Source organism: Acidibrevibacterium sp. (assembly GCF_049965395.1).
Lineage (GTDB): Bacteria > Pseudomonadota > Alphaproteobacteria > Acetobacterales > Acetobacteraceae > Acidibrevibacterium > Acidibrevibacterium fodinaquatile.
In genome coordinates this window covers 33743-53405 of sequence record NZ_JBMFWJ010000007.1, presented here as the reverse complement: position 1 = coordinate 53405, position 19663 = coordinate 33743, and the positions used below count along the sequence as shown (strand labels likewise).

The 19663-nt window shown below is 65.8% G+C and carries 19 protein-coding genes; 10 read left to right on the top strand and 9 right to left on the bottom strand.

What is annotated here, in order from left to right; genetic code table 11:
• The first annotated feature begins 13 nt into the window (after positions 1 to 13).
• From ACP5M5_RS03935 to ACP5M5_RS03920, 4 genes are all read left to right on the top strand, one after another.
• Entirely contained in the window at positions 14 to 823 is an 810-nt protein-coding gene (locus tag ACP5M5_RS03935; RefSeq protein ID WP_427935681.1) for an enoyl-CoA hydratase, read from the top strand.
• 178 nt (positions 824 to 1001) lie between these two features.
• A complete protein-coding gene (locus ACP5M5_RS03930) occupies positions 1002 to 1616 on the top strand; it encodes a ribonuclease HII (protein ID WP_427935680.1) in 615 nt (204 codons plus the stop codon).
• Positions 1617 to 1775: 159 nt separating this feature from the next.
• Positions 1776 to 2870 (top strand): site-specific DNA-methyltransferase, encoded by a 1095-nt coding sequence (locus ACP5M5_RS03925; protein ID WP_427935707.1) that lies wholly within the window; start codon positions 1776 to 1778, stop codon positions 2868 to 2870.
• 186 nt (positions 2871 to 3056) lie between these two features.
• The gene (locus tag ACP5M5_RS03920) at positions 3057 to 3887 is read left to right on the top strand and encodes a putative bifunctional diguanylate cyclase/phosphodiesterase (protein WP_427935678.1); all 831 of its coding nucleotides are present in this window, start codon (positions 3057 to 3059) and stop codon (positions 3885 to 3887) included.
• 16 nt (positions 3888 to 3903) lie between these two features.
• On the opposite strand, the gene ACP5M5_RS03915 is transcribed toward ACP5M5_RS03920, so the two are convergent.
• The 4 genes from ACP5M5_RS03915 to ACP5M5_RS03900 all read right to left on the bottom strand — a co-directional run bounded on the left by ACP5M5_RS03915 (position 3904) and on the right by ACP5M5_RS03900 (position 8104).
• Positions 3904 to 4692 carry an N-acyl homoserine lactonase family protein gene (locus ACP5M5_RS03915; RefSeq protein WP_427935676.1) on the bottom strand — a complete coding sequence of 263 codons (789 nt, stop codon included), beginning with the start codon at positions 4690 to 4692 and terminating at the stop codon, positions 3904 to 3906.
• Position 4693: 1 nt separating this feature from the next.
• The gene (locus ACP5M5_RS03910) at positions 4694 to 5611 is read right to left on the bottom strand and encodes an NAD(P)-dependent oxidoreductase (RefSeq protein WP_427935674.1); all 918 of its coding nucleotides are present in this window, start codon (positions 5609 to 5611) and stop codon (positions 4694 to 4696) included.
• The gene (locus ACP5M5_RS03905; RefSeq protein WP_427935673.1) at positions 5608 to 6006 is read right to left on the bottom strand and encodes a carboxymuconolactone decarboxylase family protein; all 399 of its coding nucleotides are present in this window, start codon (positions 6004 to 6006) and stop codon (positions 5608 to 5610) included. Before ACP5M5_RS03905 ends, ACP5M5_RS03910 begins: the two co-directional genes overlap by 4 nt.
• 133 nt (positions 6007 to 6139) lie before the next feature.
• A complete protein-coding gene (locus ACP5M5_RS03900; protein WP_427935672.1) occupies positions 6140 to 8104 on the bottom strand; it encodes an elongation factor G in 1965 nt (654 codons plus the stop codon).
• Between the two features lie 148 nt (positions 8105 to 8252).
• On the opposite strand from ACP5M5_RS03900, the gene ACP5M5_RS03895 reads away from it, so the two are divergent.
• Positions 8253 to 9329, top strand: coding sequence for a tartrate dehydrogenase (locus ACP5M5_RS03895; protein WP_427935670.1), 1077 nt, complete (start codon positions 8253 to 8255; stop codon positions 9327 to 9329).
• A 78-nt stretch (positions 9330 to 9407) separates the two neighbouring features.
• Here the strand turns inward: ACP5M5_RS03895 and ACP5M5_RS03890 are convergent, their stop codons facing one another.
• The 4 genes from ACP5M5_RS03890 to ACP5M5_RS03875 form a co-directional block, all read right to left on the bottom strand.
• Positions 9408 to 9911, bottom strand: coding sequence for a hypothetical protein (locus ACP5M5_RS03890; protein ID WP_427935668.1), 504 nt, complete (start codon positions 9909 to 9911; stop codon positions 9408 to 9410).
• 51 nt (positions 9912 to 9962) lie between these two features.
• On the bottom strand, positions 9963 to 11603 hold the full coding sequence (locus ACP5M5_RS03885) for a long-chain fatty acid--CoA ligase (RefSeq protein ID WP_427935666.1): 1641 nt from the start codon (positions 11601 to 11603) through the stop codon (positions 9963 to 9965).
• A gap of 97 nt (positions 11604 to 11700) precedes the next feature.
• Positions 11701 to 12495, bottom strand: a complete 795-nt coding sequence (locus ACP5M5_RS03880; RefSeq protein WP_427935665.1) for a quinoprotein dehydrogenase-associated SoxYZ-like carrier — start codon at positions 12493 to 12495, stop codon at positions 11701 to 11703.
• A 102-nt stretch (positions 12496 to 12597) separates the two neighbouring features.
• Positions 12598 to 13551, bottom strand: coding sequence for a quinoprotein relay system zinc metallohydrolase 2 (locus ACP5M5_RS03875; protein ID WP_427935664.1), 954 nt, complete (start codon positions 13549 to 13551; stop codon positions 12598 to 12600).
• A gap of 279 nt (positions 13552 to 13830) precedes the next feature.
• Here ACP5M5_RS03875 and ACP5M5_RS03870 point away from each other — a divergent pair, with 279 nt between their 5' ends.
• The 3 genes from ACP5M5_RS03870 (at position 13831) to ACP5M5_RS03860 (ending at position 17207) form a co-directional block, all read left to right on the top strand.
• Entirely contained in the window at positions 13831 to 16347 is a 2517-nt protein-coding gene (locus tag ACP5M5_RS03870) for a Hint domain-containing protein (RefSeq protein WP_427935663.1), read from the top strand.
• Positions 16348 to 16422: 75 nt separating this feature from the next.
• A complete protein-coding gene (locus tag ACP5M5_RS03865; RefSeq protein WP_427935662.1) occupies positions 16423 to 16827 on the top strand; it encodes a flagellar biosynthesis repressor FlbT in 405 nt (134 codons plus the stop codon).
• Positions 16828 to 16937: 110 nt separating this feature from the next.
• Positions 16938 to 17207, top strand: coding sequence for a hypothetical protein (locus tag ACP5M5_RS03860; protein ID WP_427935661.1), 270 nt, complete (start codon positions 16938 to 16940; stop codon positions 17205 to 17207).
• Positions 17208 to 17228: 21 nt separating this feature from the next.
• On the opposite strand, the gene ACP5M5_RS03855 is transcribed toward ACP5M5_RS03860, so the two are convergent.
• Positions 17229 to 17933: a hypothetical protein gene (locus tag ACP5M5_RS03855; RefSeq protein WP_427935659.1), complete on the bottom strand. Its 705-nt coding sequence runs from the start codon at positions 17931 to 17933 to the stop codon at positions 17229 to 17231.
• A gap of 89 nt (positions 17934 to 18022) precedes the next feature.
• Between ACP5M5_RS03855 and ACP5M5_RS03850 the strand changes: the two genes are divergently transcribed.
• Positions 18023 to 19075: a GNAT family N-acetyltransferase gene (locus tag ACP5M5_RS03850; RefSeq protein WP_427935657.1), complete on the top strand. Its 1053-nt coding sequence runs from the start codon at positions 18023 to 18025 to the stop codon at positions 19073 to 19075.
• A 279-nt stretch (positions 19076 to 19354) separates the two neighbouring features.
• Positions 19355 to 19663: hypothetical protein (locus tag ACP5M5_RS03845; protein WP_427935656.1), on the top strand; the 309-nt coding region annotated here is incomplete at its 3' end.

The window sequence follows — 19663 nt, the reverse complement described above, 5'->3', positions numbered from 1 at the left end:
AGGAATGACACCGATGGCAACGACGGAACGGCGTTTCGCCGGCGGCAAAATGCTGGCGCGGGTTACGGATGCTATCGGCACCGTGCTGTTCAACCAGCCGGAGAAGCACAACGCGATTTCGCTCGATATGTGGGACGGCCTCGCGGAGATTCTCGACGCCTTCGCCGCCGATCCCGCCATCCGCGTCGTCGTGCTGCGCGGCGCTGGGGAACGCGCTTTCGTCTCCGGCGCCGATATCAGCCAGTTCGATGCCGAGCGTAATGACGCCGAGGCGCAGATCCATTACGAACGCCGCACCCGCGCCGGGCGGGCGCGGCTGGCATCGTTCGACAAGCCTGTGATTGCCGCGGTTCGCGGCTTTTGCCTCGGCGGCGGGCTTGGGATCGCGCTCGCCGCCGATCTCCGTCTGGCCGCCAGCGACGCGGTATTCGGCATTCCCGCCGCCCGCCTCGGCTTGGCGTATAGCTTCGACATGACTCGCCAACTGGTCACAACCGTCGGCCCGGCAGCGGCGCGGATGCTTCTCTATAGCGGCGAGCGGATCGACGCGGCAGAGGCGATGCGCATCGGGCTGGTCAATCGCTCGGTCCCGGTTGCCGAATTCGAGGCCGCCCTGGCCGCGCTCGCCGAGCGGATCGCCGCCAACGCGCCGCTCTCCATCGCCGCCGCCAAGCGCGCCATCGCCGCCGCGCTCGCCGATCCCGAGGCGCGCGACGTCCCTGGCTTAGACTCAGCCATCAAGGCCTGCTTCGATAGCGCCGACTATCGCGAAGGACGCGCGGCGTTTCGCGAAAAACGCCCGCCGCGATTCACCGGCAGCTAAATAATGCAGGCAACTATAGGAAAAATTCTTCCTTTTCTGAAGAAAAAGAAGCAAAAAGACTTTTTTTCTGTTTTCTCAGTCCGGCATTTTATCTGGCGTACGCCGCGTCTGCGGCACAGATCAACGAAAAAAAGTTTTTTGGTTCTTTTTTTCAAAAAAGAACATTTTTTCTTGCCTTATGTCGCACCCTGACGACAGCTTTGAAATCGCCGCTCTCGCCGCAACGGGCGGGCAGCGCGTAGCGGGGGTGGATGAGGTCGGGCGTGGCCCGCTCGCCGGGCCGGTCGTCGCAGCGGCGGTGGTGTTCCCGAATGGCGTGCCGGCGGCGCTGGCGGCGCTGATCGCCGATTCGAAAACCCTCTCTCCGGCCCGGCGGGAGAAGGCGGCGGCCGCGCTCCGCGCCAGCCCGGCGGTGGAATTCGGCATCGGCGCCGCGTCGGTCGCCGAGATCGCGCGATACAATATTCTTGGCGCAAGTCTGCTCGCCATGCGTCGCGCCGTCCGCCACCTGCCGAGCCTCCCGGACGTCGCGCTGGTCGATGGCAACCGCGCCCCCGATCTCCCCTGCCCGGCGCGCCCGGTGGTTGGTGGTGACGCGCGTTCGCTCTCGATCGCCGCCGCCTCGATTCTCGCCAAAGTCCTGCGCGACCGGCTGATGACACGGCTCGCCGCCCGCTATCCCGAGTATGGTTTCGAGCGCCATGCCGGTTACCCGACCGCGTTTCATCGTGCCGCCCTTGCCCTGATCGGCCCCTGCCGCCATCATCGCCGCGGATTCGGCCCGCTGCGCTGATTCGCCCTGCCCGCCTCGTTTCCCAGCGACCATCGTAACCATTGACGCAGCGCGGTGTCGCGCGTCACCATGCCGTGAGCCATCGAGGAATTAATGCGAACCGTGGATCGCATCATCGAATTGCCGCTGGATCAGGTGTTGGTGGGCGACAGCGTCGCGATGATGCGTATGCTCCCGAGCCACTCGATGCACTGCGTGTTCGCCGACCCGCCTTACAATCTCCAGCTGCAAGGCGCCCTGCGACGACCCAATGATAGCCTGGTCGATGGGGTGGACGATGCCTGGGATCGGTTTGAGGACAACGCCGCTTACGATGCCTTCACCCGCGCCTGGCTCACGGAATGCCGCCGGCTGTTGCGCAAAGATGGCACGATTTGGGTGATCGGGACGTACCATAATATTTTCCGCCTCGGTGCCATTCTGCAGGATCTCGGCTTTTGGATCCTGAACGACGTGATATGGCGCAAAGCCAACCCGATGCCGAATTTTCGCGGCCGGCGCTTCACCAACGCGCACGAGACGCTGATCTGGGCGGCGCGGGGGCGGGAATCGCGTTACCGCTTCAATTATCAGGCGATGAAGGCGCTGAACGACGATCTGCAAATGCGCAGCGACTGGTTGATTCCGCTCTGCACCGGCCCCGAACGGCTGCGCAACGCGCATGGGATAAAGCTGCATCCGACACAAAAGCCCGAAGCGCTGCTGCACCGGGTGCTCCTTGCCAGTACCGGCGCGGGAGACATCGTGCTCGACCCTTTTCTCGGCACCGGCACGACGGCGGCGGTGGCGCGGCGGCTCGGCCGCCATTTCATCGGCATCGAGCGCCATCCCGCCTATGCCGAAGCGGCGATCGGGCGGGTGCGGGCGGTGCGGCCAGCGCCACCCGAGGGCATCGCCATCACGCCGTCACGACGCGAGACACGGCGGATCCCGTTCGGCAGCCTCGTCGAGCAAGGCGTGGTGCCGCCCGGCTCGCGCCTGCACAGCCGCAGCCGCACCGTCAGCGCGACGGTCGCGGCGGATGGCACCGTGCATGCCGGCGCGGTGCGCGGCTCGATCCATCGCGTCGGCGCGGTGCTGCAGAACGCGGCGAGCTGCAATGGCTGGACGTTCTGGCATATCGAGCGCGACGGCGCGCTGGTCCCGATCGATACGCTCCGCGCCGAGAGCGCAACGCCCGACGCCGCCCCATCGCTGCGGGCATGCGAGGACGCGACACCGGAGACCGGCGCGAAGGTCATCCCTATTCGCTAGAAACCCTGCCATGCGCCGGCCGACGCGACCAACTCATTTTTGACCCAAACCCCTCATACGATAGACCGGGTCGTTTCGATTGGATAAAGCTCTCTGCGTGGTATTGCGTCGCGCGGGATTAACCATATCCTCACGCTCGCCGGTATAAAGTCACCCGGTTATCCCGCCCCGAGTTGGAAGACGACCTTGGTTTCCCACCTCTCTCATCCACCGCTCCGTCCCGTCCGCGCCAGCATAACGCCGCTGGCGGATCGGGCGGAAAGCCGCAAGCTGGAGCACAATCTTCGTCAGGCGCTACTGCATGACGGGTTCAGCCTCGCCTTCCAGCCACGCTACCTGCTGTCGACGCGCCAGCCGATCGGCGCGGAGGCCCTGGTCCGCTGGCCGCATCGCAAGCGCGGGCTGATCTCGCCGGCCCTGTTCATACCCATCGCCGAGCAAAGCGGCCTGATCAACGATATCGGCGGCTGGGTCTTGCGCCAGGCGTGCCGGGAAGCCGCCGGCTGGCCGAGCCCGGCTGGGATTTCGGTCAATGTCTCGGCCCGGCAATTGATGGATGGCGTGCTGATCGATCAGGTGACGGAGGCGCTCGCACTCTCCTCGCTCGACCCGGAGCGGCTGGAACTCGAGGTCACGGAGACCGTCCTGCTCGATATCTGCCCCGATGTTCTCCTCACGCTCGCCGCTTTGAACGATATCGGCGTCGGGCTGGCGATCGATGATTTCGGCATCGGCTATACCAGCCTTGCGACACTCAAGCAGCTACCGTTCACGACGATCAAAATCGACCGCTCGATGATACGCTCGCTGCCGCGCGACCGCGAAGATGCCGCCATCGTCTGCTCGCTCATCGCGATTGCGCAGGCGCTCGGTCTTTCGGTGCTCGCGGAAGGGATCGAGACGCCGGAGCAGGAGAATTTCCTGATCGATGTCGGCTGCGAAAGCGGCCAGGGCTTTCTTTTCAGCCACGCCCTTTCGGCCGAGGCGATCGCCGCTTGCTTTACCCGCCCGGCCTGATCCGAGGGCGGCGGCGTCATCGCGGCGGCAGATGCAGGGCGAAAATCTCGTCGTCGCCGGCCGTCGGATAGCGGCGGCGGATTTCCGGGTCATGGCCGGGGATGACCCGCGCCGCATCGCCGGCAAGTTTGCGCGCCGCATGCCAGCCACGCGCCATCTCGCCGACATTGAAGACGATCGGGAACGGGTTTTCGCGTTCCATGTTGGCGTAGAAATGCGAGGCGTCGCTCGCCAGCACCACCGGCCCACGCGCGGTCTCGACGCGGACCATCTGCAAACCGTCGGTATGTCCGCCGACGCGATGCACGCTGACGCCGGGCGCGATCGCGCCCTCGCCATCATGGAAGCGCACCCGGTCGGCATAGAGCGCCCGCACCATGGCGACGACGTCCTCGACCTCGAAGGCCACGCGCAGGCACGAGAAACACATGTTCGCCCCGGTCGCGAAGGCCATTTCGCGCTCCTGGAGATGAAACAGCGCGTTCGGGAACAGGGCGAGATTGCCGGCATGGTCGTAATGGAGATGGGTGATGACGACATCGCGCACCGAAGCCGGATCGACCCCGAGGGCGGCGAGCCCCGCCGGCACCGGCCGGATCACTCGCCGCTTGCGCGCTTGCGCCATCTCCGGCGTGAAGCCGGTATCGACGATGATATCCTCCCCCCCGCTCCCCCCTGGCCGGCGGAGCAGCCAGAAAAAATAATCCATCGGCATCGGCTGATCATGCGGATCGGGCGGATGGAGAAAATTCTCCCGGGCCATGCGCTCTTGGGTCGCGTAACGCAGTGCGAAGACCTCCCACATCCTACCCTTCCTTCCCCGTCTCGGGCGCGCCGAGGGTTGCCCCCGCCAACTGCTCGGAAAGCCGGGCGAGCGCGGTGTGATCCTGCCCCGGGCCGAGCAGGGCCGCCGCACTCGCCCACATCTCCCGGCAAAGGGCCGCAAACGGGGTTGCGGTGCCGCTCGCGCGGCCGATTTCGAGGGCGATCGAAAGGTCTTTCACCATCAAATCGAGGCCGAAACCGGCATCGAACCGGCGCGAGAGCACGAACTGCTTGAATTTCTTCTGGGTGCTGTTGTTCATGCCGGTCGAGGCATTGAGCACATCGACCATCACCGCCGGATCGAGGCCGAATTTCTGCCCGACCAACAGCGCCTCGATGCCGATCAAAAAACCGCCGGCGGAGACCAGATTGTTGAGCGCCTTCATCGCCTGCCCGGCGCCGACGTCACCGCAATGATGAATGCTGGTCCCAAGCGCCCGCAGGATCGGCTCGGCGCGTGCGAGATCGGCGGCCGCGCCGCCGGTGAGAATGGCGAGTTCGCCACGCTCTGCCCGGGGCACACCGCCCGAGACCGGTGCGTCGATCAACGCAATCCCGCCCGCCGCCAATTCCCCGGCCAATGTTCGCGTCACCCCCGGCGCACCGGATGACATCTCGATCACCAGCGAGCCCGCCGCCAGCGCCGGCCGGATCGCAGCGATCACCGCGGCAACCTCGGCGCTGGTCGGCAGCATGGTGATAACGGCATCAGCCCCCGCGGCGGCGTCAGCAGCATCGCTGCCGGCACGGCCGCCGAGATCGCGCACGAACTGCGCCGCCCGGCCGGGCCGCGCATCGGCAACCGCAATCTCGAACCCAGCCTTGAGCAGATTGGCCGCCATCGGCCAGCCCATATTGCCAAGGCCGATGACCCCGATGCGCCGGGGCGGCGCCGTCATGCCTTCGTCGCCGGCAACGCGCCTTCCGCGACCAGCACCTCATGCGCCGCCTTGAACGCATCGAGCCCGGCCGGAATGCCGCAATAGACGGTGGCGTGGAGCAGCACTTCCTTGATCTCGTCCACGCTCACGCCATTGGCGAGCGCGCCCTTGACATGGAGCTTGATCTCCGGCGTCTTGCCGAGCGCGGTCAGCATGGCAAGGTTCAGCAGGCTTCGCGTCTTGCGCTCCAGCCCCGGCCGCGTCCAGGCGTAGCCCCAGCACCATTCGGTGGTGATGCGCTGAAACGCCATCATGAAATCATCGGCCTTGGCGATGCTGGCATCAACATAACTCGCGCCGAGCACGGCGCGCCGCACTTCCAAGCCCTTTTCGAACATCTCACTTTCCGCCATGGACCGAACCCTCCGTTTTTGACCGAGGCGGCAAGCTGCGCCTAGGGCGATTTATCTGTCAATCCGCCTCGGCGCGACGCACGGCGGCGGCTAGTGTCCATGACATTCGCTGGCGAATGTCTGAGAGGGGACTCTAACGGCTGGCGGCCACCGCGACCTTTTCGGCGAGCGTGCTCGGCGCCTCGGCAAGATGGTCGAAATGCCGGCGATAGGTGCCGAGCCCCTGGGTCTGCGAACGGAGATCGATGATCAGCCCGTGGAGTTCCGCCGCCGGCACCAGCGCCTCGACCTCGTCCCACCCCGGCCAGCCAGGTTTTTCGGCGTAACCCAAAATCCGCCCCCGTCGCGTGGACAAAAGACGCTGCGCGCTCGAGGTAAACTCGTTGGGGAGGATAATGGTCACATGGTCGATGGGCTCGAGCAGCACCGGATCGGCCTCGGCGAGCGCCTCCTGGATTGCCATCCTGGTTGCGGTCTTGAACGCCATGTCCGAGCTATCGACGGTGTGAAACCCGCCATCGACGAGCGTCACCGCGATATCGACCACCGGATAGCCGAACACGCCCTTGGCGAGCGTTGCCTCTGCCGCCTCGGCGACCGCTGGGATGAATTGCCGCGGCACCGCGCCGCCGACGATCTTGTCGATGAACGAAAACCCCTCACCGCGCCCGCGTGGCGCGATCTCCAGCGTCACGTCGGCGAACTGCCCGTGGCCGCCGGTCTGGCGCTTGAAGCGGGCATGGCGACGGGCGGGGCGGCGGATGGTCTCTTTGAATGCGACCCGCGGCCGATGTGTCGCAAGCCGCAGATGATAGGCCTTGGCGAGCCGCTCCAGCACCGCGTTTAGATGGATTTCGCCTTGCCCCTGCAGCACGGTCTCGCCGGTTTCGGGGCTTTGTGCGATCGTGAGCGCCGGATCCTCCTCGGCAATCTTCTGCAGGGCGCTCGAGAGTTTGACGTCGTCCTTGCGATCCTCGGTGGTGATCGCAAGCCCATGCACGGGCGCTGGCGGCGATGGCCAGGGGAGCGGCGCGGCGCCATCATCGGGGCTAAGCACGCTGCCCGTCATCGCCCCTTCGAGCCGGCCGAGCGCGACCAGCGCCCCCGGGCCGGCCGCCGCGACTTTCTGCATCTCATCGCCGACAAAGCGCTGAACGCCGCCGACCCGCCCGCCGGCCAGCGTCATGCCGTCACGCACCTCGCCGCGCCAGATACGCACGAGTGAGAGTTTGCCAGCATGCCCAGCATGGAGCGTCTTGAACACCTGCGCCAACGCCGCTCCTTCCGCGGCAACGCCGCGCCGGCGCGCGCTATCAAGGGCAGATGGGGCGTCATGGCGAAGCGCTTTCCACAGCCGCCGCACCCCTTGGCGGCGCTCGGCGGCGCCGAACAGCACCTCGGCGATGGCGCCGGCACGCTGGTCGCGGCGCAACTGCTCGAACACTTCCTCCGGCGTCGGCACGACGTCCTCGAGCAGTTTTTCGAGCAAAGCGTCATCATGATCGGCCAACGCCTCGAGCAAGCCGGTCCGCGCCTCCTGCTCGCGCGGGACGATCTCGGAGGGCATCGCGATCAGTTCCGAAGCCGCGCCCTCGCGATAGCGCCAGGCGCGCTCGCTCGCGACGTCGACATAGCCGGTGATCTGCTCGCCGGCCCGGATCGGCACCTCGCGCAGCACCAGCGGCCGCTGGCTCAAGGCTTGCAGGGCCGCCAGCGTGTCACGCATCCGGCCGGTAAATCCATCGATCCGGTTGATGAACACCAGATACGGCAGCTCGGCGTCGGCCAGCGCCCGAAAATAAGGCGCGCAGGCGAGCGCCCGGGCGGGATCGGGATCAGCGACCAGCACCGCGAAATCCGCCACCGCCAGCGCCGCCTCGGTCTCGTGGAAAAATTCGATGGAACCGGGGCAATCGAGCAGCGACCAGGATTCGCCGAGATAGGTCGCGCCGCCGAGCTGCAATCCCACCCCGCGCGCCCCGCGTGCCCGCCGCGGCGGCGCCCCAGCGAGGTCCAGCAGTGCTTCGAACAGCGCCGTCTTGCCCACCCCGAACGGGCCGATCAACGCACATGAGCGGGAAACCGTCTCGTCGGACATCGCTCACCCCCTCGAAAAAAAGTCTTCTCGCAAAACTCTTTCGGTGATCCTCCGCCTTTTCCTGCCCCGCGCGCAAGCCCCTCGCGCGCTCTTGCCCTAGCCGCCACCGGCCGCCATTGTCGCGCTCGTTGGATAAAGAGGAGACGTCATGCGCCGCTACAAAATCGCCGCCATTCCCGCCGACGGCATCGGCCCGGAAGTGATCCATGCCGGGCTTGAGGTGCTGGCGGCGCTCGCCGCCCGTGATGGCGGCTTCGCCCTCGATGTCGAGACGCTCGATTGGGGCTCGGCGCGCTATCGCCAGTGCGGCGCCTTGATGCCGGATGACGGGCTCGCGCGGCTTCGCGACAAGGACGCGATCTATTTCGGCGCCGTCGGCGCGCCCGACGTGCCGGATCACATCACCCTCTGGGGTCTCAGGCTGCCGATCTGCCAGGGCTTCGATCAGTACGCCAATGTCCGCCCGACCCGCATCCTCCCCGGCGTCAAAAGCCCGCTCGTCGGGATTGGCCCAGACGATCTCGACTGGGTGATCGTGCGCGAGAATTCCGAGGGCGAATATGCCGGCAATGGCGGGCGTACGCATCGGGGGCTGCCTGAGGAGGTCGGGACCGAGGTTGCGATCTTCACCCGCGTCGGTGTCACCCGCATCATGCGCTTTGCCTTTCGCCTCGCCGCCGCGCGCCCGCGCAAGCATCTGACGGTGGTGACGAAATCCAACGCGCAGCGTTTCGGCATGGTGATGTGGGACGAAATCGCCGCCGAAATCGCCGCGGAATTTCCCGACGTCACCTGGGACAAGGAATTGGTGGACGCGATGACGACGCGCATGGTCCGCCGCCCGGCCTCGATCGATACCGTCGTCGCAACCAACCTCCACGCCGATATCCTTTCTGACCTCGCAGCGGCGCTGGCCGGCTCGCTCGGCATCGCGCCGACCGGCAATATCGACCCCGAGCGGCGCTTCCCCTCGATGTTCGAGCCGATCCACGGCTCGGCTTTCGATATCACCGGGAAAGGGATCGCAAACCCGGTCGGCAGTTTCTGGAGTGCTGCGATGATGCTTGAGCATCTCGGCGAGAGCGGTGCCGCGAGAGCGCTGATGGTCGCGGTGGAGCAGGTCACCGCTGCCGGGATCGTCACCCCCGATCTCGGCGGCAAGGCGACGACGAAGGAGGTCACCAAAGCGGTGTGCTCTGCGATCGCCGGCGGCAACACCGCTTAATCTTTGGCCCCGGCTCTCCCTTCGATCGTTTGTAACGACCGACGGGCGACATGAATGGCGTTAGCGCTGGCGAGAGGCTCAGCGGAGCGTGATGGTGACAACGTCACGCACATCGCGCCCGCCACGGTGATCGCCGGGCACGATCAGGCGCCTATGGCCCGCGCCGAGCGCCGTGCCATTCATCCGCTCGGCGAGCAGCACCGATTTTCCCTCGAATTCGGGCGAGATTTCGCCGAGCGCGAGCGCCGCCCGATAGCCGTCGCGGCCAGTGACGATGACGACATGCCCGACCTGCTCGCGCGGCGTCATCCCGGCCAGGGCGCCGCTTTGGTCCAAAACCGCCCACAGCAGCGGGCCATCGAAGACCGCGTGTTGCGCGCCGTGGTTGGTGTCGAAAGCGATCTCCGCCGTCTTCGTCGCAAGCGCGGCGATCGTCGCTTCGCTGACGGCGATGCTTTTGCCAGCGGCAGTCTCGATGGTCAGGCCATTTGGGGTAAGGGCGGCGGGATCATCGGCCAAGGTTCGGTGCGCGCTCACGGCCGCGAACAGGAGGACGAGTAAAATCGGCGCCCGGCGCGTCATCGGTAAGATCATCGGCTTTTGCCCGCTCTCTTTCGCCTGCCGCGCCAGCCGCTACGGCACCGCGGTCAAGTGGTTGGCGTAAATCTTGCGCAACGTCACTTTCGAGAGCTTGCCGGTCGCGGTATGCGGCAATTCCTCGACGAAGATGACATCGTCAGGGAGCCACCAGCGCGCCACCTTGTCGGCGAGGAAAGCAAGTATCGCCGGCTTATCGAGCGCCGCCCCCTCCTTCCTGCGGATCAGCAGCAGGGGGCGCTCTACCCATTTCGGATGGGCAACGCCGATCGCCGCCGCCTCCAAGACGTCAGGATGGGCGACGGCGGCGTTTTCCAGCTCGATCGAAGAAATCCACTCGCCGCCGGATTTGATGATATCCTTCGCGCGATCCGTGAGGGTGACATAGCCATCTTCGTCCATGGTCGCGACGTCGCCGGTGTTGAACCAGTTATCGGCATCGAGCACGACGCCGCCCTCGCCCTTGAAATATCCCGCCGTCACCCACGGGCCACGCACCATCAGCGCCCCGACCGAACGGCCATCGCGCGGCAATGGCCGCCCTTCGGGATCGACGACGCGGACCTCGACGCCATAGACCGGCCGCCCCTGTTTCGCCTGAATGTCATAGCGCGCCTCGCGGTCGAGGCCGAGATGCTTGGGCAGAAGCCGGCCCAGCGTCGCGATCGGGCTGGTTTCGGTCATGCCCCAGGCATGCAGGAGAAAGGCGCCGAACTCCTCATCGAAGCGCTTGATCAGCGCCCGCGGCGCCGCCGAACCGCCACAGAGAACGCGATCGAGGCGGATCGTCGTGAGATCGAGGGCGGCGCGCTGACGATCGATGTAATCGAAAAATCCGAACCACACCGTTGGCACGCCGGCGGCGAAGGTACAACGCTCGGTCTGCATGAGCGAGAACAGGCTGGCGCCATCGAGGCGTGGCCCCGGCAACACCAGCTTGGCCCCGACCATGGCGGCGGCGAATGGAAGGCCCCAGGCATTGGCATGAAAGAGCGGCACCACCAGAAGCCCGCTATCGAGACAGGAGATCGCAAGACCATCCGCCGCCGCGACGCAGAAGGAATGGAGCAGCAACGCGCGATGGCTATAGAGCACCCCTTTGGGATTACCGGTCGTGCCGGACGTGTAACAAAGTATGGCTGCAGCGTGTTCATCGAGGTTTGGCCAGGGATGGGCCTCGCTCTCGCCAGCCAGGAGTTCCTCATAGCAGAGCAGGTTGGGGATGGGAAGGCTCGGCATATGGGCGCGATCGGTGAGCGCGACGCAGCCACGGAGCGCGGGGATTTTCGGGGCGAGTTCGGCGATCAACTCGGCGAAGCTGAGATCGAAGAAGACATAGCCGTCCTCGGCATGGCGCAGCATGTAGTCGATCTGCGGCAGGAAAAGGCGTGGATTGACGGTATGCAGCACGGCACCGATGCCGGTCACCCCGAAATAGAGTTCGAGATGGCGCGACGTGTTCCACGCGAGCGTTGCGACGCGATCGCCCTCACCGACGCCCAACCGCTTGAGTGCGCCGGCGAGCTTTCCGGCGCGCGCCGCGACCTCGCCCCAACCCGTGCGCGTGATCGGCCCTTCAACGCTTTGGCTGACGATCTCGGCACCGGCATGGTTCGCCGCCGCATGGCTGATCAGCGACGACAAGAGCAGCGGTGTCTGCTGCATCAATCCCTGCATCGTTTCCCTCCCCTCCAACCCGGGTCCGCGCCCCGGCCGCCGCGTTTTTCGCGATGTTACACGAGGACAGACACGATCGGCAGATTTTTTTGGCCGCTCAGCTCCGCTGCGGCGTGACCGCGAAGCTGCGCTTGAACACCGCTTTTGCCGTGTCCTCTACCGTCACCTGCAGCTCTCCGGGGCCGTCAGGAATGAAGGCGAAGGTCAGCGCCGGATCCTCGCTCAGCGAGATATCGGCGTCGAAATCGAACACCAACCGATCATTATAGGTGACATGGATGGTTTGGATGTAACGCGCCGGAATATAATTCCGGGTCAGTTGATCCATCTGCATGCCGTTATTGTTGGGATGGCGGATCAGGAGCTCGGCGAGTTCCGGCTGGCCGGGAACGGGATCGCCGGTGAGCGTGAGCTTCATCCGCCCGATCTCGCGGAGCGCGAGCGCCTGATCGCTGCCCGCCGGCGCCGAGCAGCCGCCCGCCGCCTTGACGAAACGCTCGGTCGCGAACAATTCGCCATCGGTCGTCTCAGCGACCGCATGCATCAGCGTGTATTGCTCGACCCGGACACGGGTTTTGAGCAGATGGGGGTCGATCGCCGGGCCGAAATGAAACGTGCCGGCGAGCGGTGACGGATTGCCATCCACCAGCAGATAGACCGCCTTGACGGGTTTGGCACCGCTCAGCGTGATCGCGACCGGCACCAGCGCCGCATCCATCGCGCGCGTCGGGGCTTCGAGCGCGATCACACCGGTGCCGTCATGCAGCACCCGGTCGCCAAACACAACATGGCGGAGATTGTCCCAGCGTGCTGCCCGCGCCGCCTCGTCCTCGGCGGCGCGGGCCGGCAGCGCAGCCAACAGGAACAACCCGAGAGCCAGAAGATATTTCATGACGTCGCACTCCCGATTTTCGCCTAAAAGCGCATCTGCGGGGGAAAAGTATGTTCTTTTTTGAAAAAAAAAGAACCAAAAAACTTTTGTCCGTTCGGGGAGTCACTCCCACTCCAGTTCCTTATAGGCTTCGATGACGTTGCGGCCATTGTACTCATCGAACAGGCGCCATTTGTCGCGCTCGGACCGCACCGCCATGCGGCTTGCGGCGTCGATATCAACGCCTTTGATGATAAGGGCGCGAACCTCGCGCGCAAGGGTCGCGAGATAGCGCTCCTCGTCCGCCGCCGCCGCTGGCCAGGCAACGGAAACCGGGCCGTGCCCCGGCACCGCCCGCGCCGCCGCCCGCGTCTTGAGCGCGGCAAGCGCCGCCTGCCAGCCCGTGAGGCTGCCATCGAGCACCGGAATACGCCCGACAAAAAGCAGGTCTCCGGCCCAAAGCGTTCCGGTCGCGGCATCGAACAGAGTGAGATCGCAATCGGTATGGGCCGGCTCATGGGCGGTGATTTCAAGGACGCGGCCGCCGAGATCAATCACCTGCCGGTCCGCAACCACGAGCGTCGGCGCCAGCGCGTCACCTGCCGCCTCCGGGCCGAGCAGATCCGTAAGCCGCTGGCGATAAAACGCCTGCCGCGCCGCTAACGCCGCCGGCAGCCTCGTATGCCCGAGCACCACCGGGCGATCCTCAGCGAAGGCGCTCGCGCCAAAAATGTGATCGAGATGAATATGGGTTTCGATCACATAACGGATCGGCCGCTCGGTCCGGGCGCGAATGGCAGCGCGCAGACGCAGGCCGTCAATGCCGCTGCCGCCGGGATCGATCACCGCGACCGCATCATTTCCGATCACGAAGCCGATATTGGCAATGGCATCGGCATTTGCCGCCGTCGCGTCGGCATCTTCGCCGCGGCGGACGAAAATCCCGGGCGCGACCTCGGCCATCGCGAAAGCCAGGGCCGCGGCAAAGCCAGGCGCAGCGCCGGCCGCCGCCACCAGCGCGGCACTCGCGAGCAGCCGGCGGCGGGTCAGACGGGGCGGACAACAGGGACAAAACATCGCGGAACCTTGGCGAGAAACGGCGACCCGTAAACGAGACAGTATCACGCCTCCCCGCCCATTCGGCCAGGGTTAGGCGACGGGCCGCGGCAAAGGTTAATTTTTCTTCGTCAATTGCGCTTCATCTGGTAAAATTTACTAGGAATTCATCATCAAACGGGGTATGTCTCTTTTTATGAGAACATTATCCGTTTTGAAACTGCAGGTTAAATGACCTCTGCGTGGAACAACCTGTCGGGTGGTGTATGGGGCGTTGGGGCCAACTGGGCGCCGGCATCCGTGCCCGGTTCCACAACCGATGCGATCATTGATCTTTCCGGCGACTATGCCGTCGCCGTGCAACAAACGGCGACGCTGGCCGATCTCACCCTCGCCGACAGCGGCGCGACCCTTCTCGTCGAGCCCGTCGCACCGCTCAATGGCGTCACCCTTGCTGTTACCGGCGGCCTCGATCTCGCCGCCGGCACCCTGGCGCTGGCGGGTGGCGAGACGATGCTTTCGAGCGGCTTTGCCGCTCCCCTCCCCGGGCTTCCCGCAACCACCATCATCACCCCGGCGGTGCTCGCTCTCGGTGGCGGCATCAACGCTGACGGCGGTGCGATCACCGCCAATTTCGCGGTGATCGAGACGACGGCGAGCCAGAGTTTCACGGGGGCCACGCTTACCCTCGGCGAGCAGACGACGCTCGCGGCGGCCACCGGCACGCTGACCCTCAACGGACCGATCACCGTCAATGGCAGCGGCGACGCCCTGAGCGGAGCAATGGTGAATGACGGCACGCTGATCTTCGCGAGCCCGGACACGGTGAGCCTCAATCCCGATGGCCGCGCGGCTTTCACCAATAACGGCACGATCGCGGTGACCGCGGGTCAGGTGGTCGGCAATTTTCAGACTTTCACCAACGCCGGCGAGATCGATCTCGGCGGCGGTTTTACCCTCACCGCCAGTGATGGCGCGACGAATACCGGCAGCATTGCGATCGCGCACGGGACGACGCTGGCGCTCGATCTCGGAGCGCCGCCGCTCGGCTTCGGTGCGATCGACAACCACGGCGAGATGCGGATCGATGGCGCCATTGCGCTCGCCGGCGGCACGCTGGCGCTCGCCGCCGGAAGCACCGCCGACCTCACCGGCACCATCGCCGATGGCACGATTGCTAATAACGGCGGTCTCATCATCGCGGGCGGAACGTTCGACGGCGTCACCTATATCGGCACCCTCGCGCTCGCTTCGCTTGGCGCCGGCGCGCCGGTGACGCTCGCGGTCAGAGACGGGCTGGTCGTCACTGGCGGGTCGCTCGCGATCGGCGCCGATACGCTGCACCTGCTCGACAGCGAAACCCTCACCCCGTCCGCGCTCAGCCTCGCCGGCGGCACGCTCGCCGGGCCGGCGGGCGGCACGCTGACGCTTGGCGCCGGCGAGACCACGACCACGACAGAGGACAGCGCGATCACCGCCGGCCATGTCGTCAACGCCGGCACCCTCGTCGTTGCCGCCGGCACCCTCACCGTCACCGCGGACAACTTCGCCAATGCCGGCAGCATCATCGTCGATGCCGGCGCGACGCTCGATCTGGTTTTGCCCGCCGATGCGCCGGCGCCGCAACTCGGTGCGACCAGCGGCCCCGGCGCGATCGAGATCGACCCGCCCGGTGTGACGCCGACCCTGTTCGTCGCCGACTCGCCGCCGCCAGCCTGTTTTCTCGCCGGCACCCGCATCGCAACCGAGAACGGCGAGGTCGCTGTCGAGACCCTCCGCCCCGGCATGCGGGTGCGCACGGCTTCGGGAGCCCTGGCGCCGATCATCTGGATCGGCCAGCGCCGCGTCGATTGCAACCGGCATCTCCGGCCCGAGTTGGTGCAGCCGGTTCGCATCCTCGCCGGTGCCTTCGCCCCCGGCATCCCCCATCGCGATCTCTGCCTTTCGCCCGACCATGCCGTCGCCATCACCGCGCCAGGGACACGGAACCGGCTTTTGGTGCCGGTGAAATGCCTGCTCAATGGCGCGACCATCGTCCAGGAGGACGCGGCGCGCGCGTGGTATTTTCATGTCGAATTGCCCCGTCACGATATACTCCTCGCCGAGGGGCTGACGGTGGAAAGCTATCTCGATACCGGCAATCGCGGCGGCTTCGCCAATGGCGGTGTGCTTACCACCCTTTATCCGGATTTCACCCCGCTCACCGGCTGGGAGAATGCCTGCGCGCCGCTCTGTCTCGGCGGCGAGGCGGTGACGCGGATGCGGCGGCGACTCGTCGCTCGCGCCGAAATTCTCGGCTGGCGGCGCGAGACCGACGCCGATCTCCATCTTCGCCTCGGCCGCGCGACGCTTCGCCCCGCCGCAACGCACGGCACGCGGCATCGCTTTCTCCTGCCGGCGAGCGCCCGGGCGAGCGGGCAGGAAACCCTCGAGATCCTGTCGCGGAGCGGCGTGCCGGCCGAGCCCGAGCCGGCGCGGCTCGATTACCGGCGTCTCGGCGTCTGTCTCGGCGCCATTATCTGTGACGGCCGGCCGCTGCCGCTCGATGGTCCGGCGATCGGTGCGGGGTTTCATGCCCTTGAGCAGGATGACACGAGGCAGTGGCGCTGGACGGACGGCGCGGCCCGGCTCGTGCTGCCGGCGCGGCCGCGCCCTGCGGTCTTGGACCTCGTCGTGCTCGAGGCCGAGCCGGGATTCCGCCCGCCGGCGTCGCGCCGTGTTCATCAGAGATTAAGCGATTCCGGCGATGATGTCGCGACAGCGCCCCAGAACGGGGCGCGGGCAAGGCCGGGCCGGGCGGTTTGGCTGCGCGGGTAACCGCAAAAGTGGCGGCTGCCGGCGCAGATCTCCAAGCCTCCCGTCGGCGTCAATCGGGAGGCCGCAGAACGGCGCATGTCGAACCTGATCCTGGAATTGCGGCAAGGCGAGATGATGATCGTCAACGGCGCCGCCATCCGATTTCGCAACAAAACCCGCATCGAACTCGCGGCGCGCGCGCGCTTTCTGTTCGGCAAGCAGATCATGGCGCCGCATGAAGCCAATTCCCCGGCGCGGCGCGTCTATTTCGCTTTGCAAACCGCTTATATCGGCACCGAGGAGGAGCGTCTGCAGGGGCTCGCCGAGGCCAAGCTGCTGATCGAGGCGTTCAAGGAGGCCACCACCTCGCAACTCGCGCGCGAAATCCTCGACCGCGCTCTCATGGCCGCCGAGGCCGATGATTGCTACCAGGCGCTGCGTCTTGCCCGCCGCATCATCCGCCACGAGGACGCGGTGCTGGGTGCCCCCGCGCGGGAATAGTTTTTCCACGGCGCGCAAGCGCCTCTTGTCGCCGCCGCCTGACATCCCCAATGATCAGGCGTCGAGAAAGGAGGATTGCTATGCCGTGGTTGAGGCGATTGATGGCGGCAATGATGATGATTTCCGTTTTGCCGGCGCTCGCGGAGGAGGGATCCACGTCGACGCCTGGGGCGACCACCGCACCCACTCGGACCGAGATTTTTCAGTCCGGCCATAGCCAGACGGTGATCGATCAGGATCAGCTCAGCAAGGTCGGGCCGATGGCGAGCCCGGCCCAGGGGATGGTGTTTACCCCTGGCGGCCGCGCGACCTCGCCCGGGCTGATCGGCGGGCCGGGCGGGCGGGTCATGCTGGATGGTCTCGGCGCCGGCGGTCGGTGAGCCGCAGCGGACCCGCCGGCGTCAGGGCCGCGCGAGACGGTAGCGAACGAGGCCGAGGCCGACGATCGCGCTTGCCAGCGCGGCCAGCGAGGTGGGTTCGGGAATGCCGACTGCGTTCGTCGTCGTCGTTGCCGGCAGGAATTGCAGCAGCGGCTCGCTGAAAATGTCGCTATGGGCGTCTTCTCCTGGCGTCGAGGTTAATTGGTCAAAATAAAAAGGTGAGAGAGACGTGCCAGCGGGGTTGAAGCTTACCGGCCCGGCAGTAAGAGGGGGGGCGACGACATTCATGGCGCCGAGATGGGAAAAATCGAGAAAATAGGCTTTTCCGGCGGCAAGCGTGATCGGGGAGGCGAAATTGCCGCTAACCCAGACGCCGGGGCTTTGATTGGCGGTCAGCGAGAAACTCCCGAGCAAATAACCACCCGCCGAAGGCAGCGCGTCATAGAGCCCGACAACGACAGTATGCGGCGTGGTGCCAAACACCGCGAAGCTGGTGGCGATGCCGGCGAGGTCAAAGCTTGCCGTCGGGGTGTAGAACCAGCCGCCATCGGACGGCCCCCAGATGAAATTCGGGTCGGCGGTGAGGCCGACATTGAAACTGGTGATCGATGCGGCCCGTGGCGACACCGCTAGCGTCAAAAGCACCGGGGCCGCGAGTGCCAGTGTCACGAGTGCGCCGCGCCAGTCTTTGGGGCTTTTGGCATCAAAAGTAGATTTATAGCTCATTACACATGCCCTTGGTTGTAAGATATACCAAATGATAATAATTTCGGTTGCAGATTTTGCAAGATCATGCCTCTGACGATCTGTCGCCCATGAGTGACAAAAATGCGGCAAGCCCACGCAAGCTCGAGGCGTGGCTGGAGCCGGTCGCGGATTTCGCGGCACTCGGGGCACATTGGCGAAGCTTCGAGGCGGCGGCGGCGGGATCGTTTTTTCAAAGCTGGACCTGGACCGGCTGCCTCGCGGAAGTGCGGTTTGCCGATCCGTGGCGGCTCCGGGTGACGGCGGACGGGCGGGAGATCGCCCTCGGCCTCTTCAATCGCCGCCGCGCCTGGTGGGGGGGCGCGCGGCTGTTCCTCGGCGAGAGCGGCGACCCGCGCTGGGACGCCCTTTTCATCGAGGAGAACGGGCTGCTGCTGGCGCGCGAGGCGATGGCCGATACGGACGCGATCGCCGCCGGCCTTGCGGCGCTCGGTCGGCGACGCGTGGTGTTGAGCGGCGTCGACGCGTCGCATCTCAGAGCCGTGGCGCGCTGCGGCGGGCGGGTGCGTGAGACGCGAGATGCGCCTTTCGTCGATCTCGTCGCGGCGCGGCAGCGTGAGGGGGGATTTCTCGCCGGGCGCAGCGCCAATACCCGCTACCAGTTGCGTCGCTCGGCGCGGAGTTACGCGGCGCGGGGGGATTTGCGCCTGCGCCGCGCTGCCGACGTCGCCGAGGCCGAGGCGTTTCTCGACGCGCTCGCCGTCTTGCATCAGCGGAGTTGGATCGGGCGTGGCAAGCCCGGCGCCTTCGCCAATCCGCGTTTTCTACGCTTTCACCGGGAATTGATCGCGCGCGGCCATCCCCGCGGCGAGATCGATCTGCTCCGCGTCACGGCAGGTGAGGAGGTTCTTGGCTACCTTTACAATTTTGTCTGGCGCGGCTCTGTTGCCGCCTATCAGAGCGGCTTCGACTTCGCCGCCGCCGGGCCGCATGAAAAGCCCGGCCTCACCGCCCATCACCTGGCGATCGAGCATTACGCCGCCCTCGGCGCGGCGCGTTATGATTTTCTGGCCGGCGCGGCGCGCTACAAGACCAGCCTCGCCGACGCGGCACGGCCGATGCATTGGCTGGTGATCGGCGGATGGCGGTGTCGGAAAACTTAACACTCCTGCGCTTTGCTGCATTTCACGCATATCAACGATCTGAAAAGCGGGAAACTTCCACTCTGGCGCGATTTTTGCTTAACTCCAGCGCACGCGCGTGCTCGCTCAGTCTTTCTGCGTCTCTCTTGAGGCTTTATGTTTCTGTCGGTTCTGCTCGGCCTTGGGGTCCGATGTTCCGGCGGTCGCATGTGTGCCGAGGGTGCCGCACGAGGGTCCACCCGCCGCGGCGTGCATGGCGCCAGCACGCGAAAGTCTGGCTGCACGATCGGAGGACGTAAAATGGCCTTACGGCAAAGAGCAAAACTCGGGTGGCTCGCCGGCACTGCGATGTTGATTCTGGCTCAGCCCGCTTGGGCTGGACTGACCCTGAGCTTCAGCGAAGTCGATTCCGGCGGCGGCACCGCAACGGCCACCGATACCGTGGGCAATGGCGGGCTGACCGCCACGGGCATACCGGGCACGTATGCTTTTTCCTTCTACGGCAACGCTTACTTGCTCGCGGGCACGCTTTCGACCGAAACCGGCACCATCGGGCCGCAAACCGCGCTGCCGGGATTCGCGCTGACGACGAGCAATTTTTTCTATAGT